Genomic DNA, 13084 nt, shown 5'->3' with positions numbered 1-13084 from the left:
GATGGATTGGGCAAAAATGTTGCAAACATCGGTTGCGTTAGACCGTGATATTAGATTTAAACATAACTTGGCCAATAGTATGCAAGACCGGATTCAAGAAGCTTATATATCTTTGGATGTTGAACTTGCAGAAATTGCCAATGCCGCAGAATGGTTCAAGGTATGGAAAACCCATCGTGGTAAACGCGACGGGGAGCTGTCGGTCCATCAGACAGTTTTGAACGAGTTTGTGGATGCTACTGATTTTTTTCTATTGATGGCTAATTTAAATCAATGGAATCATTTGATAGTAATTGAAGATGAAGAAATTGATAAGTATAAGGCGGATTCTCGTACGCCCGACTTATCTCTAATGTATTTAAATATTAAGAAAATGTTATTTTCGGCGTATGCGTATAATCGAAGCACAGATTATGTACATGCTTGGCATCTGTTTATGAAGTTTGGTATTAAAGGCTTAGGATTTACTCCTGAAGAAATTGAGGAAAGCTTTTTTGCTAAAAATAAGGTTAATTACGAGCGTCAAGAAAATAATTACTAATAGGAAATAACAGAAAACCCAAAACCTGCTCTGGTTTTGGGTTTTCTATTAATTAATAAAACCGTAAAATACGGTCAATAATTGAAGATTTGTAGTTAATGCCTCTATTTCTAAAATGGGATTCTTTCAATGAATGAAAAAGGTATAGACAATTAAAGAAGATGGTCTTATGGGCTAGTAAATTGCAAAGCAAAGTTTAAGTTAAGATCATAATGTTTTACTATGGCTGCGAGGTGTGAAATAATTGATACAGAAGCTTACTGTTCACTTCTAAAATTTAAGTTAGCTAAGGAAGTGATAATGAATGACGTATACTGATATTTATGGATTTAAACACGAAAATGCAACAGTTATTAGTAAACAAGACGAATTTCATCGCGTTTTTATTATCGAAGATGAAAAACATCGCCGTTTTGAATGCTTAAAAGAGCATCCTGAGGCTACCCATAAAGGGCCGTCGCATTGGAAACTAGCCAAGCAAGATACACCGCCAGATAATTACTGGGATGTGTTCGACTCGGATGGAAAATAATTAATATAGATAAAAGAAGCTAAATCGTTAAAAATCGGTTTAGCTTCTTTTAGTTTAATGGAGAAATTCTAGCGCTCTAAAGATAATCCCATAAGATGATTTTTTGTTTGAACGTATATACATATTTTGTATTTCGAAATTAATTAAATTGGCCATTAAGATAAGCTTTGGTGGTTATGATGATAAGGCCTAATATAATTAAAATAACACTTAACCAATGCATTGAACGGTTACGATATTCATAGTGAGTAAAGATGAACCCATATCGAATTTTGGTGTTAAATACAGTAATCAAGATTCCTAGCATGAAAATAAAAACACCAATTAAAATAATGATATCCATTTCTAGCAGTGCTCCTAAACTTTTGACTTAATCTAGTAATTATATGTTAGATTTTATTCGATTTTTTAGTCGAAGTCACATTAATTGCTTAGTATAAAGATTTAAAAATAAAAATCACCCAATCTAATTAAAGATTGAGTGATTTTTATGTTGCTTAGTGAGCGTTTGGTGAGCGCTCTTGTTTTAAAAGCCTATACCATAGGGCTTCTAAGCTATATTAATATGATTCGGGAGAGATTCGAACTCTCGACCGTCCGCTTAGAAGGCGGATGCTCTATCCAGCTGAGCTACCGAACCGTACTTAAACAGTATATTTAAAAATGATCGTTCTGTCAATGGAATTATTACAAATAGAGGGATGAAAAAAGTGGATATAAATCGCAATTAACAAAGCAATTTCAACATTATAAATTAAAGAAATTAAACGGGGTTAAACGCTTTAATTAATTTGAATTATTAGGTATTATTAAATTAGAAGTTAACGAATAGAGGGTGGCTTAAATGAAAAAAATTATCTCGGTTTTACTTTCGCTGATGGTAGTAACATTATTTATGAGTGCATGCACCCATAATAAAGTTTATGGCACGGTAGTGGTGTCTCCTGAAAAATACAAGCAAATTTCAGCAGATAAGAAGTTGATTGAGAAGACTATCAGTGGTCTAGAAAAGTTTAATTCTGAAAACCCAGAAACAGAAAAATCAGTGATGAGATCTCTAGATGCTTTGATTAAAAAGGGCCAAAGGAAAATGAACGATAGTGATCGAGTAAAATTTGAGGCACTTTTAGGCGATCATAAAAATGGAGTTAAAGGGATCGTTAAGAAAGCTTACACTCATCAACGGGGTTTTGATGATGACTTGAGTGGTAGGATTAGATCAAATATGTTGAAATCAATTAAATTAATGACGCATGGAATTACTAAAAACGAAAATGATCGAAAAAAAATATATAAACAAGTTTTAGAAGATACTAAAGCAGATAAAAACCTATATAAAATTGGCGGAAATGAATAAAAAATGAGGACAACGAAGTAACATTATTTATATGATGCTTCGTTGTTTTTTGTTGCTTATATTTATGTTAATATACAGTTCTTAATTATTAGAATATTACTAAATGCGGATACATGGGTATTTTTGCACATATTTCAATAAAAGCATAAATTTTAATATATTTTAAGAAATAAAATGCGCGAAAATCGTTCATTTGTAGAGGTTTATACGGTGTCATGGACATTAAGGGTATAATCCGCATGTTATTTAAAAAGTTAGTTTATTGTAAAAAAGTTTCCATTGGATTAAACTCTAAAACGTGAATCAAGCGTTTATAAATGTGAGGTGCTGAATATGAAGGAAGATCCTAGAATTATTAAGACATTAAGTAAATTGCAAAAGGCTTTTGTGATGTTATTGAAGACATATGACGCTGGAGATATTAATGTTAGGCAAATTAGTGATGAAGCTGGGGTAACCCGTGGAGCTTTTTATTCACATTTTTCTGACAAAAAAGAATTTGTTAATTTTACGATTAACGAACTAGTGGGCTCTTTATTTAATTCATCATTAAAGGATTCAGTTGGATTTGTCGATGAGGTTAATCACAAAAATGCTCATGGAACCAATGTACTCTCAGTCTCCAACTTTTTTGATAAAGTTGCAGCAGATTATCAAACGTACACGATTGTATTAGATACGGAAAAATTGCCTCAGTTTACCGAGGTGCTTAAAGAACGTTTGAATTCAGAAATTAAAACTTTTGCTGAATATTACGGCAAAAAGGTAAAGCATGATGGTTTTCCCATTGAAGTTTTAAGCTCATACTATGTAAATGGTCTAATTGGAATGATTAGAATGTGGCTTGATGAAGGAATGGTATACACTTCACATTATATGGCAAATGCGGCCAAGAAAATTTTAGGAACAAAAATTCAAATTGATAGTCAAAATATTGACCTTTCCGATTTTTTCGTAGATTAACATTGACTATTATTTAAATCTACAGTATAGTATTAGCGTTGGTGTGGTCTCCACGCTACAACCGCACAAAGTGAGTTTTAAAGCATAGCACTTACTTTGGCGAGTCTTAGAATTAAGGAGGTGCACGTTGTGTACGCAATTATTAAAACTGGTGGTAAACAACTTAAAGTTGAAGAAGGTCAATCAGTATTCGTTGAAAAGTTAAACGTCGCTGAAGGCGAAAAAGTTACTTTTGATCAAGTTCTTTTTGTAGGTGGCGAATCTACAAAGGTTGGTTCTCCTGTTGTTGAAGGTGCTTCAGTTGCTGGAACTGTTGAAAAACAAGGTAAGCAAAAGAAGATTACTACTTTCAAGTACAAGGCTAAGAAGAACCAACATACAAAGACTGGTCATCGTCAACCATATACAAAAGTTATGATTGATTCAATCAACGCTTAATTTGATTGAAGGTGATGTGGCATGATACAGACTTGTTTTTATAGAGATAAAGATCGGATCAGTGGTTTTAAGATAACTGGTCATGCTGACTCTGGTGAGTATGGACGTGATATCGTATGTGCGGCTGTGTCAGTCTTATCGATAAATACAGTTAACAGTATCGAGCAAATCACTAAGATAATGCCACTAGTTGATTCAGACGATGAAAATGGTGGATTTTTATCTGTTAATGTTCCTGAAAGCAGTGATGTTGATTCGAATCGAATGGCTCAAGTTTTACTTGAGGCACTTGAGATTGGATTAAGGGATATTAGTAAGTCATACAAAGAATATCTAGTAATGAATTAATTTATTCGGAGGTGTAATTAACCATGGAAATGAATCTACAATTCTTCTCTCATCATAAGGGGGGCGGTTCCACTTCTAACGGCCGTGACTCAGCTGGTCGTCGTCTTGGAACAAAGCGTGCTGACGGACAAGCTGCTAAGGCAGGTATGATTATCTACCGTCAACGTGGAACACATATTTACCCTGGTGTAAATGTTGGTCGTGGAAACGATGATACTTTGTTTGCACTTGCAGATGGTGTCGTTCGTTTTGAACGTAAAGGTCGCGACAAGCGTCAAGTTTCTGTATATCCAGTAGCAGATGCTGAATAAGCTTTAAAAAAGCAAATTTCAGGTCGGGACAATAACTTTGTTCCGGCCTTTTTTAATGATTTTCTTGTTAAAAAGAGAATCGATTGATATCATTAGTTCTAGAATTAATTGGAGGAATCTTTTTATGAGTACAATTTCAACATCTGATTTTAAAAATGGTTTAACCATTGAATTTGATGATAATATTTGGCGCATTGTTGAATTTCAACATGTTAAGCCGGGTAAAGGTAGTGCCTTTGTGCGTACTAAGTTGAAAAACTTAAGAAATGGCGCTGTTCAAGAAAAAACTTTCCGTGCCGGCGAAAAAATGGAACAAGCTAATATTGAGACAAAACGTATGCAATATCTATATAATGATGGTGCTAACTACGTTTTCATGGATAACAATACGTATGAACAAGTTGAAATCCCTAATGAACGTCTTGAAGAAGAGAAAAATTATTTAGTTGAAAACATGGAAGTAAGTATCGCATTCTTTGGTACTGAAACACTTGGTGTTGAAGTGCCTAAGAATATTACTTTAAAAGTTACTGCTACAGAACCTGGTATTAAAGGTAATACTGCTAGTGGTGGCTCAAAACCAGCTACAATGGAAACTGGTCTGGTGGTTCAAGTTCCTTTCTTCGTTAATGAGGGAGATGCTCTTAACATCAATACTCAAGATGGTACTTATATTTCACGCGCTTAATTTTTGGAGGCAATATAATGGCAGATACGAAATACTTGGAGTTAAGTAATTCTAGTTCAAAGAGTGGCGGGATTGCGATAGCACCTGATGTTATTGAATCAATTGCAGGAATTACGGTTGATCAAATCGATGGTGTTCACTTAATTGGTAATAATATTTCGAAGGGCTTCAATACAATTTTAGGACGTGATTCCTTGGGATTAGGTACAAAATTAATTGAAGATGATCGTGGCTTAGTCATTAATGTTAGTGTAATGCTTGATTTTGGGGTATCTGTTCCACAAGTTGCTACTAAGATTCAAGATCGAGTTAAGCAACAGATGTTGTTTATGACCGAAATTGTGATTAATGAAGTTAACGTGCAAGTCAACGGAATGATGCCAGATACGACAACATCTGATATTGATCCCGATGATATTTTTTCAGAAAATAATGGTGATAAATAGTGAGTTTAAATCGACATCAAATTCGAGAGAGCGCCTTTAAGATTATCTTTGCTAAAAGTGCTAATCCAGACGCTGATCTAAGCGAATTGCAAGATCAAGTTTTAGAAGAATTTCATGAGACAGAAGCTCCCGATCAATTCTTAAAAGATTTGGTTATGGGAGTTAGCTTAAATCTTGAAGCTATTAATGAAACGATTAGTGGAGAGTTGAAAAAGGGATGGACAGTAAAACGGTTAGAAAGTCCTGACCGCGTTATATTACAGATGGGTACTTATGAAATTAAGTACACTGAAACACCAGATAAAGTTGCGATTAATGAAGCTTTGGAGTTAGCTAAGAAGTATACTGATGAAGACGCTCGTAAATTTATCAATGGAGTTTTATCTAATATCGCAAAATAATTAAAAAATGGTTGTGAATATCACTTGATATTTACAACCATTTTTAATTTGTTTAAGATTTAAAAAGAAAATGCATCTTATGATATGATTTAAGATGGATAAATATTTGAAACGGAGGAGTAATAATGAGCCAAATTATTGATGGAAAAACTTTAGCTGCTGAGATTGATAAACAAACAATGACTGAAGTACAAAAATTGAAAAATCAAGGTGTCGAACCACATCTTGTTGTGGTTCTAGTTGGTGAAAATCCAGCAAGTCAAATTTACGTAAGAAATAAAGAAAAGCGCGCTAATAAGTTAGGCATTAAATCAACGCTAGTTACGATGAATGCCGATATTAGCGAAAATGAATTGCTCCTAAAAATCCAAGAATTAAATCAAACCGAAGATGTGAATGCCATTCTGGTCCAGATGCCACTCCCTAAGCATATCGATGCTTTTAAAGTAACGATGGCCATTGATCCGCGTAAGGATGTTGATGGCTTTCATCCAGTTAACGTGGGGAAACTTTTCGAAGGAAAGACGCAACACACGCCCATTGCATGTACACCGCAAGGAATTATGGAGATGTTCCAAAAATATCATATAGATATTCAAGGTAAGCGTGCAGTAGTGGTGGGACGTAGTTCGATTGTTGGAAAACCAATGGCTGCATTACTATTGAATGCCAACGCGACAGTTACATTGGCTCATAGTTATACTAAAGATTTAGCCGCTCTGACTAAAGAAGCAGATATCTTGGTGGTCGCAACAGGTATTGCCCATTTTATTAAAGAAGATCAGGTTAAAGAAGGTGCAGTTGTTATCGACGTTGGTATGGACCGCGATGAAAATGGTAAACTAACGGGAGACGTTGATTTCGAGAATGTCGAAAAACATGTTTCATACATCACCCCCGTTCCTAAGGGCGTTGGTCCGATGACAATATCAATGTTAATGAAACAAACGGTGAATTTAACTAAATGGAGTATTTAAATGCAAGAAGATAAGTATTTAACGGTCAGTGCACTAACCAATTATATTAAACGAAAATTTGATGCTGATCCGTATTTACATCGCGTTTATTTAGTGGGGGAAATTTCAAACTTTCGCTTAAGAACTAACAGTCACCAATATTTTAGTTTAAAGGACGAAAACGCGAAGATTAGTGCGATCATGTTTAAATCTGCATTTGCGAAGGTTAAGTTTCAACCTGAAGAAGGCATGCGAGTGATTGTGAGTGGGCGAATTAGTTTATACCCAGGAAATGGTAGTTACCAAATTTATGTGGATAGTATGCAACCGGATGGTGTAGGAGCTTTATATCAAGCATATGAACAGTTAAAGATAAAATTATCCCAAGAAGGTTTATTTGAAGCCCCTAAGCTACCAATTCCTAAGTATCCCCGTAAGATTGCGATTGTGACTAGCCCTTCTGGGGCCGTGATTAGAGATATTATCACGACGGTGAGCCGTCGTTATCCGATTGTTCAACTGGTTTTATTTCCAGCTTTAGTTCAAGGTAATGAGGCAGCCAATAGTATAGCTGCACAAATAAAGATGATTAATACGTTGGATGATTTTGATACCATCATTATTGGCCGAGGTGGGGGCTCAATTGAAGATTTATGGCCATTCAATGAAGAAGTAGTTGCTCGAGCAATCTTTGCAAGTAAGTTACCGGTTATTTCCTCTGTCGGACATGAAACAGATACGACAATCGCCGATTTAGTTGCAGATATGCGGGCAGCAACTCCAACGGCCGCCGCTGAACTAGCTACCCCTGTACTGACCGATATCTTAGAAGAGCTTCAAAAACTCCAGCTACAAACTATTGTGGCGTTTAGAAATATTTTAAAAATGCGTAGCCAGCAGGTTCAACATTTACAACAATCGTATATTTTTCAAGAACCTCAACGCTTATATGAAGGTTATGTGCAAAATGTTGATATTTTAACGGAAAAGTTGATTTCGTTGGAGAAACAACAAATTACTACAGCTGAGGGATCATTTAAAACTCTAAATTCAAGATTGTTAGCCAATACTCCAGCTAGTAGAATTAAAATGGCAAAACAAAATGTTGAGCATCTACGACAGATGACCAATAATAATATAACTAATCGTTTTTCAAAGTATGCGAATGATTTGAATTCGCTGATTGGATCTTTAGATACTCTCAGCCCCCTCAAGATAATGAGTAGAGGTTATACTTATGTAACTAGAGATACGAAGGTCGTTAAATCGATTGAGGATTTATCAATTGACGATAAAATTCAACTGAATTTTAGTGATGGTAGTGCAAATGCAGTAATTAAAACAATTAACAGCGAGGATAAATAATGGCTGAAGAAAAAACATTTGAAGAAAATTTACAAGAATTACAACAAGTTGTTTCCAATTTAGAACAAGGTGATATTCCATTGGAAAAAGCTTTGACAGAATTTCAAAAAGGAATTCAGTTAAGTTCGGAATTACAAGAAACCCTAAAAAATGCTGAAAAAACTCTTACAAAAGTTATGCAAGACAATGGTGAAGAGACTAACTTAGATTTGGGGACAGACGGAGAAAATGAATAGTAATTTTGATGACTTTGTCAAACAAAACGTAGAATTACTTGATCAGCACATCGATGAATTGTTTGATAGTGATTCAACATTGAATACCGATTTAAAAATGATGATGAAGTATTCAATTGACGCTGGTGGCAAGCGAGTTCGTCCGTTAGTTTTATTGGCAATTTTGAAAGCATTCAGAAAGACCCCTAATTACGATATCCTAACAGTCGCAGCAGCTCTCGAAGCTGTACATACATACTCGTTGATTCATGATGATTTACCCGCAATGGATAACGATGATTTACGGCGTGGACGACCAACCAGCCATAAGAAGTTTGGTGAGGCAGAGGCTATCTTGGCTGGTGATGCACTTTTAACGGTGGCCTTTCAATGGATTAGCTCAACCAATTTAAAGGATCGGATTAAAAGTGAATTGGTGTTAGCCTTGGCAAGTGATGCTGGGGCTTCAGGGATGATTGCTGGCCAATTATTGGATATTCAAGGAAATCAGCGACATTATTCCTTAGCTGAACTCAAACATTTACATCATCTTAAAACCGGCAAAATGCTATTATTCCCAGCGGAAGCGGCGTTGATAATGAAGCCAAGCAAACTTCAAGTTGCCGAATTGGTTAAAGATTTTATGGCAAACTTTGGTTTAGCCTTTCAAATCCATGACGATATAATTGATGTAACAGAAAGTACAGCGATCCTTGGTAAAACGGCTGGAAAAGATGTAGATTTAAATAAAAATACGTACGTTAACTTACTCGGGTTAAGTGGAGCAAAAGAAGAATTAAATCAGGTTCTTCAAAAATGTGAACAAGACTTAACCGCCTTAGGTGAATTACAGCCAGAAATGGATTTGATGATTTTAGAAGGTTTTTTAACGTATTTAAAATAATGGAGAATTAACGATGGCAAAAGAACGCGTAGATGTATTGCTGGTAGAACAGGGACTTTTTGATACCCGTGAAAAAGCAAAAAGAGCCGTAATGGCCGGAGAAATTTTAGGAGACAACGAGGAGCGTTTGGATAAACCTGGTGTCAAGATTGACCCTTCAGTTAAGTTACATTTAAAGGGTAAACCAATGCCCTATGTTAGCCGTGGAGGCTTAAAATTAGAAAAAGCATTGAAAGTCTTTGGCCTTGATGTTAAGGGGCTTACAGTATTAGATATAGGTTCTTCGACAGGTGGATTTACTGACGTTATGCTCCAAAATGGTGCGAAGCTTAGTTATGCTTTAGATGTAGGAACTAATCAATTAGTATGGAAATTACGTGAGGACCCACGAGTGGTGGTAATGGAAAATACTAATTTTAGATACAGTAAATTAGAAGACTTTACTGAGGGACAACCAGAGTTTGCATCAATTGATGTTTCATTTATCTCATTAAAACTAATTTTACCAGCGCTTAAAAATATTATTAAAACGCATGGATCAGTTGTCAGCTTGATTAAACCCCAGTTTGAAGCCGGTAGAGAAAATGTTGGGAAGCATGGCATCGTTCGTGACCGTAAAGTTCATGAAGAGGTCCTTAAAAATGTACTAGCAATGGCCAATGCGGAAGGTTTCAACGTAAAGGGACTTGATTTTTCACCAATTAAGGGTGGAGAAGGCAATATCGAATTTTTAGCCTGGCTTGAACGATCCGATACGGATCAAGGAGTGATTGAAGAGAATGTTGATACCCAAAAAGTGATTGATAGTGCATATTCCAACTTAAATTCATAGGTGAAACAATGCGAAAAAACGACCGACATGAACTAATTAAACAAATTATCAACGAAAATGAAATTGATCGTCAAGAAGATATCGTACTTCACTTGCAGGAGCAGGGCGTTGAAGTGACGCAGGCGACCGTTTCAAGGGATATTCGTGAATTAAAATTAATTAAATCACCCACTAAAAAAGGTGGAGTACGATATTCTCTCCCTAAAGGGGATACTTCCCAAATTGAACAACGACTTTTTACGTTATTAAGTTCGGCTTTGATTTCAATTAAAGTTCAGGAAAAGTTTGTGTTTATTGATTTAAAGCCAGGAAACGGAGCTAGTATTTCAGCAACGCTAAAACAGGTCCGCTATGGGTTTGTTTTTGCAGCAGTTAGTGATGACAATGGAGTGCTAGTTATTTGTACTGATGATGAACATGCAGTCCGATTAAAGGATCGGATTACACAATCAATTGCTTACATCTAGGAGAATTAGATATGTTATTGGAATTATCTATAAAGGATTTCGCAATTATCGAGAAGCTTGATGTTAGTTTCAACCAAGGAATGACTGTTCTGACGGGAGAAACTGGTGCAGGTAAGTCAATTATTATTGATGCCGTAGGACTTTTAGCTGGTGGAAGAGGCTCAGCAGATTTTGTAAGAACCGGCGCAGACAAGGCGGTTCTACAAGGTGTTTTTGATATCGCTGAGATTGATAATACTAAAAATGCGTTAATTAAGTTAGGAATCGACGCAACCAATGATTTAGTGATTACTCGGGAACTCCATAAGGGTGGTCGAAGTGTTTGTCGAATCAATGGCACGATCGTTAATCTAAATAGTCTAAAATCAGTCGGAGAGACTTTAATTGATATTCACGGACAAAATGAACATCAAGAACTAATGGATAGTGAAAAACATCTAGCATTGTTAGATCATTTCGACGAAAAAATGGTTGGTAAAGTCCGTGCTAAATATGAAGAAGCTTACGCTGATTATTCTAAATTAAACCAACAATTAAATAAAAGTCGTAAGAACGAACATGAATGGAATCAACGCGTTGACATGTTGCAATTTCAAGTGGAAGAAATTAAGTCTGCCAATTTAATGGCTGGTGAAGATGAGGAACTTGAAAAAAGACGGGATCAATTAAACAACTTTCAAAGTATTTCCGACGCTCTTTCAACAAGTTTTCAACTTTTGGAAGGTGAAGATGGGGCCTCTGCGATTGATCAAATTGGTAGCGTAATGCAAGAATTACAAAGTATTTCTGATTATGATGATGAGTACCAACAAGTTTCTGATGAGGTACAAAGTGCCTATTATGCTTTAGAAGATGTAACTAATCGAGTCCGTTCTGCGCTTGATGCGATGGAATGGAATTCAAATGAATTAGACGAAGTTGAACAAAGGTTAGAAGTAGTTCGTCAGCTAAAGAAAAAATATGGTAATTCAATTGAAGAAATTCTTAACTATTTGAATAAAATTGAGAATGAACTCAATGAAATGACTGGTTCAGGAAACAATTTGGATGATCTTGCACAGGAAGTTGAAGCGAGGTATCAAAGAGTTAAAAAATTAGGAACTCAACTCACGGAAATGCGTCAAAGAATGGCCTTAGCATTAGAAGCAGCTATACGTGAACAATTGTCAGGTCTTTACATGGAAAAAACACAATTTAAAGTGCAATTTACTCCTAAAGCTGAACCAGATCGAACCGGATTTGATGGGGTAGAATTTTTGATTCAACCTAATCCTGGTGAAGATTTGAAACCTTTAGCAAAAATAGCGTCTGGCGGAGAGCTCTCACGAATAATGTTAGCGTTGAAAACTATTTTTGCGCGTAACGAAGGGGTTACTAGTATTATTTTTGATGAAGTTGATACCGGAGTAAGCGGCCGTGTAGCACAAGCAATTGCAGATAAGATTCATGAAATTTCGGCCCATTCACAAGTATTGTGTATTTCCCACTTACCACAAGTTGCAGCTAGAGCAGATCATCAGTTGCATGTGGCCAAGAAAGTGGTCGATGGACGTACAATGACGAATTTAACAGTGCTGAATGACGAAGGACGGGTTAATGAAATCGCCAAAATGTTAGCCGGGGTTAATATCACGGAATTAAGCTTAGAACATGCTCGTGAATTATTAAAAACGGAACAAGCCCACTAAAAAACTCTCACTAGCAAATTGAAAGATAACCTTGATTCTTAGGGATATTTTCGGTTTAATAGTGAGAGTTTTTAAATTAAGGCGATGCTTCGAATTTGTTGATCTTCTAAGAGTTGTGTTAGCCCAGTTTTAGGATCAGTCAGGCATAGTCGTCCAGATCTGGTAATCTGGATATAGCCATCGATTTCAACGATTGATTTTTTTAAATCCAGTTGCATGCGGACTACTAGGTGGTTTTGAATTGAATATGCCAGGGTATCATTAATTTGATCAATGGGCATTGTACGATCCATAATTGGTAAACCTTGGTCTTCAGGGACCAGGAATAAGTTATTATACATTTTACGGATGTTATTGAGTGAGTGATTAATTCGATTGAAAGAGTTATTAAATTTTTTGTTTTCCATGTTAGCCTCCAACGAACATTTGTTTGTATTTACATTATACGAACATGCGTTCTTAAAAGCAACTGTTTTTATGAATTGGGTATAAATGTTGGTGTAGCGCTAACGATTCTGTAGTGGGGAAATTCAAGAAAAATAAAACTCGAAAATTTAGCGCTGATGTGATAAAAAAGCGAACAATTTAAAAAAGTTAAAAGTTTATTAACATGGTACTTTAATTTTCAAGTC

General features: G+C 35.7%; 19 protein-coding genes, 1 tRNA gene and 1 other annotated feature. Of the genes, 17 read left to right on the top strand and 3 right to left on the bottom strand.

What is annotated here, in order from left to right:
- The first annotated feature begins 1 nt into the window (after position 1).
- Together HFC68_RS02005 and HFC68_RS02000 are read left to right on the top strand one after the other, a co-directional pair.
- Entirely contained in the window at positions 2 to 541 is a 540-nt protein-coding gene (locus HFC68_RS02005) for a dUTP diphosphatase (RefSeq protein ID WP_002833534.1), read from the top strand.
- Between the two features lie 304 nt (positions 542 to 845).
- Positions 846 to 1073 carry a hypothetical protein gene (locus HFC68_RS02000; protein WP_002833535.1) on the top strand — a complete coding sequence of 76 codons (228 nt, stop codon included), beginning with the start codon at positions 846 to 848 and terminating at the stop codon, positions 1071 to 1073.
- A gap of 139 nt (positions 1074 to 1212) precedes the next feature.
- Here HFC68_RS02000 and HFC68_RS01995 read toward each other — a convergent pair whose 3' ends face one another.
- Together HFC68_RS01995 and HFC68_RS01990 are read right to left on the bottom strand one after the other, a co-directional pair.
- On the bottom strand, positions 1213 to 1416 hold the full coding sequence (locus HFC68_RS01995; protein WP_069825251.1) for a hypothetical protein: 204 nt from the start codon (positions 1414 to 1416) through the stop codon (positions 1213 to 1215).
- 223 nt (positions 1417 to 1639) lie between these two features.
- Positions 1640 to 1713, bottom strand: a tRNA-Arg gene (locus HFC68_RS01990).
- Between the two features lie 204 nt (positions 1714 to 1917).
- Between HFC68_RS01990 and HFC68_RS01985 the strand changes: the two genes are divergently transcribed.
- The 15 genes from HFC68_RS01985 to recN all read left to right on the top strand — a co-directional run bounded on the left by HFC68_RS01985 (position 1918) and on the right by recN (position 12452).
- The gene (locus tag HFC68_RS01985) at positions 1918 to 2430 is read left to right on the top strand and encodes a hypothetical protein (protein WP_002833537.1); all 513 of its coding nucleotides are present in this window, start codon (positions 1918 to 1920) and stop codon (positions 2428 to 2430) included.
- Positions 2431 to 2763: 333 nt separating this feature from the next.
- Positions 2764 to 3393 (top strand): TetR/AcrR family transcriptional regulator, encoded by a 630-nt coding sequence (locus HFC68_RS01980; RefSeq protein ID WP_011673281.1) that lies wholly within the window; start codon positions 2764 to 2766, stop codon positions 3391 to 3393.
- 49 nt (positions 3394 to 3442) lie between these two features.
- Positions 3443 to 3510 (top strand) — a sequence feature (ribosomal protein L21 leader region).
- A 12-nt stretch (positions 3511 to 3522) separates the two neighbouring features.
- Complete coding sequence (gene rplU / locus HFC68_RS01975) at positions 3523 to 3831, top strand: 50S ribosomal protein L21 (RefSeq protein ID WP_002833539.1); 309 nt, start codon at positions 3523 to 3525, stop codon at positions 3829 to 3831.
- 21 nt (positions 3832 to 3852) lie between these two features.
- Entirely contained in the window at positions 3853 to 4179 is a 327-nt protein-coding gene (locus HFC68_RS01970; RefSeq protein ID WP_011673282.1) for a ribosomal-processing cysteine protease Prp, read from the top strand.
- Positions 4180 to 4202: 23 nt separating this feature from the next.
- Positions 4203 to 4490, top strand: a complete 288-nt coding sequence (gene rpmA, locus HFC68_RS01965) for a 50S ribosomal protein L27 (protein ID WP_002833541.1) — start codon at positions 4203 to 4205, stop codon at positions 4488 to 4490.
- 124 nt (positions 4491 to 4614) lie between these two features.
- Entirely contained in the window at positions 4615 to 5178 is a 564-nt protein-coding gene (gene efp, locus HFC68_RS01960) for an elongation factor P (RefSeq protein WP_002833542.1), read from the top strand.
- Positions 5179 to 5195: 17 nt separating this feature from the next.
- Positions 5196 to 5624 carry an Asp23/Gls24 family envelope stress response protein gene (locus HFC68_RS01955; RefSeq protein ID WP_002833543.1) on the top strand — a complete coding sequence of 143 codons (429 nt, stop codon included), beginning with the start codon at positions 5196 to 5198 and terminating at the stop codon, positions 5622 to 5624.
- Positions 5624 to 6025, top strand: coding sequence for a transcription antitermination factor NusB (nusB, locus tag HFC68_RS01950; protein ID WP_002833544.1), 402 nt, complete (start codon positions 5624 to 5626; stop codon positions 6023 to 6025). The genes HFC68_RS01955 and nusB overlap by 1 nt, the downstream gene beginning before the upstream one ends.
- Positions 6026 to 6150: 125 nt before the next feature.
- A complete protein-coding gene (folD, locus tag HFC68_RS01945) occupies positions 6151 to 7002 on the top strand; it encodes a bifunctional methylenetetrahydrofolate dehydrogenase/methenyltetrahydrofolate cyclohydrolase FolD (protein WP_055126208.1) in 852 nt (283 codons plus the stop codon).
- On the top strand, positions 7003 to 8346 hold the full coding sequence (gene xseA, locus HFC68_RS01940; protein ID WP_002833546.1) for an exodeoxyribonuclease VII large subunit: 1344 nt from the start codon (positions 7003 to 7005) through the stop codon (positions 8344 to 8346). It abuts the gene before it with no gap.
- Entirely contained in the window at positions 8346 to 8582 is a 237-nt protein-coding gene (locus HFC68_RS01935) for an exodeoxyribonuclease VII small subunit (RefSeq protein ID WP_002833547.1), read from the top strand. The genes xseA and HFC68_RS01935 overlap by 1 nt, the downstream gene beginning before the upstream one ends.
- A complete protein-coding gene (locus HFC68_RS01930) occupies positions 8575 to 9465 on the top strand; it encodes a polyprenyl synthetase family protein (RefSeq protein ID WP_055126209.1) in 891 nt (296 codons plus the stop codon). Before HFC68_RS01935 ends, HFC68_RS01930 begins: the two co-directional genes overlap by 8 nt.
- A 13-nt stretch (positions 9466 to 9478) precedes the next feature.
- Complete coding sequence (locus HFC68_RS01925) at positions 9479 to 10297, top strand: TlyA family RNA methyltransferase (protein WP_002833549.1); 819 nt, start codon at positions 9479 to 9481, stop codon at positions 10295 to 10297.
- A gap of 8 nt (positions 10298 to 10305) precedes the next feature.
- On the top strand, positions 10306 to 10764 hold the full coding sequence (locus HFC68_RS01920) for an arginine repressor (protein WP_055126210.1): 459 nt from the start codon (positions 10306 to 10308) through the stop codon (positions 10762 to 10764).
- A gap of 11 nt (positions 10765 to 10775) precedes the next feature.
- Positions 10776 to 12452, top strand: coding sequence for a DNA repair protein RecN (gene recN, locus HFC68_RS01915; protein ID WP_167399606.1), 1677 nt, complete (start codon positions 10776 to 10778; stop codon positions 12450 to 12452).
- A 71-nt stretch (positions 12453 to 12523) separates the two neighbouring features.
- Here recN and HFC68_RS01910 read toward each other — a convergent pair whose 3' ends face one another.
- Positions 12524 to 12859 (bottom strand): hypothetical protein, encoded by a 336-nt coding sequence (locus tag HFC68_RS01910; RefSeq protein WP_011673284.1) that lies wholly within the window; start codon positions 12857 to 12859, stop codon positions 12524 to 12526.
- Between the last annotated feature and the right edge of the window lie 225 nt (positions 12860 to 13084).

This window comes from Pediococcus sp. EKM201D, from assembly GCF_011800215.1.
GTDB classification, from domain to species: domain Bacteria; phylum Bacillota; class Bacilli; order Lactobacillales; family Lactobacillaceae; genus Pediococcus; species Pediococcus pentosaceus.
The sequence above is the reverse complement of the archived record's forward strand: the minus strand, read 5'-3'. Positions and strand labels throughout refer to the sequence as shown.

Coding starts and splice junctions, on each gene's coding strand:
- HFC68_RS02005 (WP_002833534.1), top strand. CDS start 2: ATGGATTGGGCAAAAATGTTGCAAACATCGGTTGCGTTAGACCGTGAT.
- HFC68_RS02000 (WP_002833535.1), top strand. CDS start 846: ATGACGTATACTGATATTTATGGATTTAAACACGAAAATGCAACAGTT.
- HFC68_RS01995 (WP_069825251.1), bottom strand. CDS start 1,416: ATGGATATCATTATTTTAATTGGTGTTTTTATTTTCATGCTAGGAATC.
- HFC68_RS01985 (WP_002833537.1), top strand. CDS start 1,918: ATGAAAAAAATTATCTCGGTTTTACTTTCGCTGATGGTAGTAACATTA.
- HFC68_RS01980 (WP_011673281.1), top strand. CDS start 2,764: ATGAAGGAAGATCCTAGAATTATTAAGACATTAAGTAAATTGCAAAAG.
- HFC68_RS01970 (WP_011673282.1), top strand. CDS start 3,853: ATGATACAGACTTGTTTTTATAGAGATAAAGATCGGATCAGTGGTTTT.
- rpmA (WP_002833541.1), top strand. CDS start 4,203: ATGGAAATGAATCTACAATTCTTCTCTCATCATAAGGGGGGCGGTTCC.
- efp (WP_002833542.1), top strand. CDS start 4,615: ATGAGTACAATTTCAACATCTGATTTTAAAAATGGTTTAACCATTGAA.
- HFC68_RS01955 (WP_002833543.1), top strand. CDS start 5,196: ATGGCAGATACGAAATACTTGGAGTTAAGTAATTCTAGTTCAAAGAGT.
- folD (WP_055126208.1), top strand. CDS start 6,151: ATGAGCCAAATTATTGATGGAAAAACTTTAGCTGCTGAGATTGATAAA.
- xseA (WP_002833546.1), top strand. CDS start 7,003: ATGCAAGAAGATAAGTATTTAACGGTCAGTGCACTAACCAATTATATT.
- HFC68_RS01935 (WP_002833547.1), top strand. CDS start 8,346: ATGGCTGAAGAAAAAACATTTGAAGAAAATTTACAAGAATTACAACAA.
- HFC68_RS01930 (WP_055126209.1), top strand. CDS start 8,575: ATGAATAGTAATTTTGATGACTTTGTCAAACAAAACGTAGAATTACTT.
- HFC68_RS01925 (WP_002833549.1), top strand. CDS start 9,479: ATGGCAAAAGAACGCGTAGATGTATTGCTGGTAGAACAGGGACTTTTT.
- HFC68_RS01920 (WP_055126210.1), top strand. CDS start 10,306: ATGCGAAAAAACGACCGACATGAACTAATTAAACAAATTATCAACGAA.
- recN (WP_167399606.1), top strand. CDS start 10,776: ATGTTATTGGAATTATCTATAAAGGATTTCGCAATTATCGAGAAGCTT.
- HFC68_RS01910 (WP_011673284.1), bottom strand. CDS start 12,859: ATGGAAAACAAAAAATTTAATAACTCTTTCAATCGAATTAATCACTCA.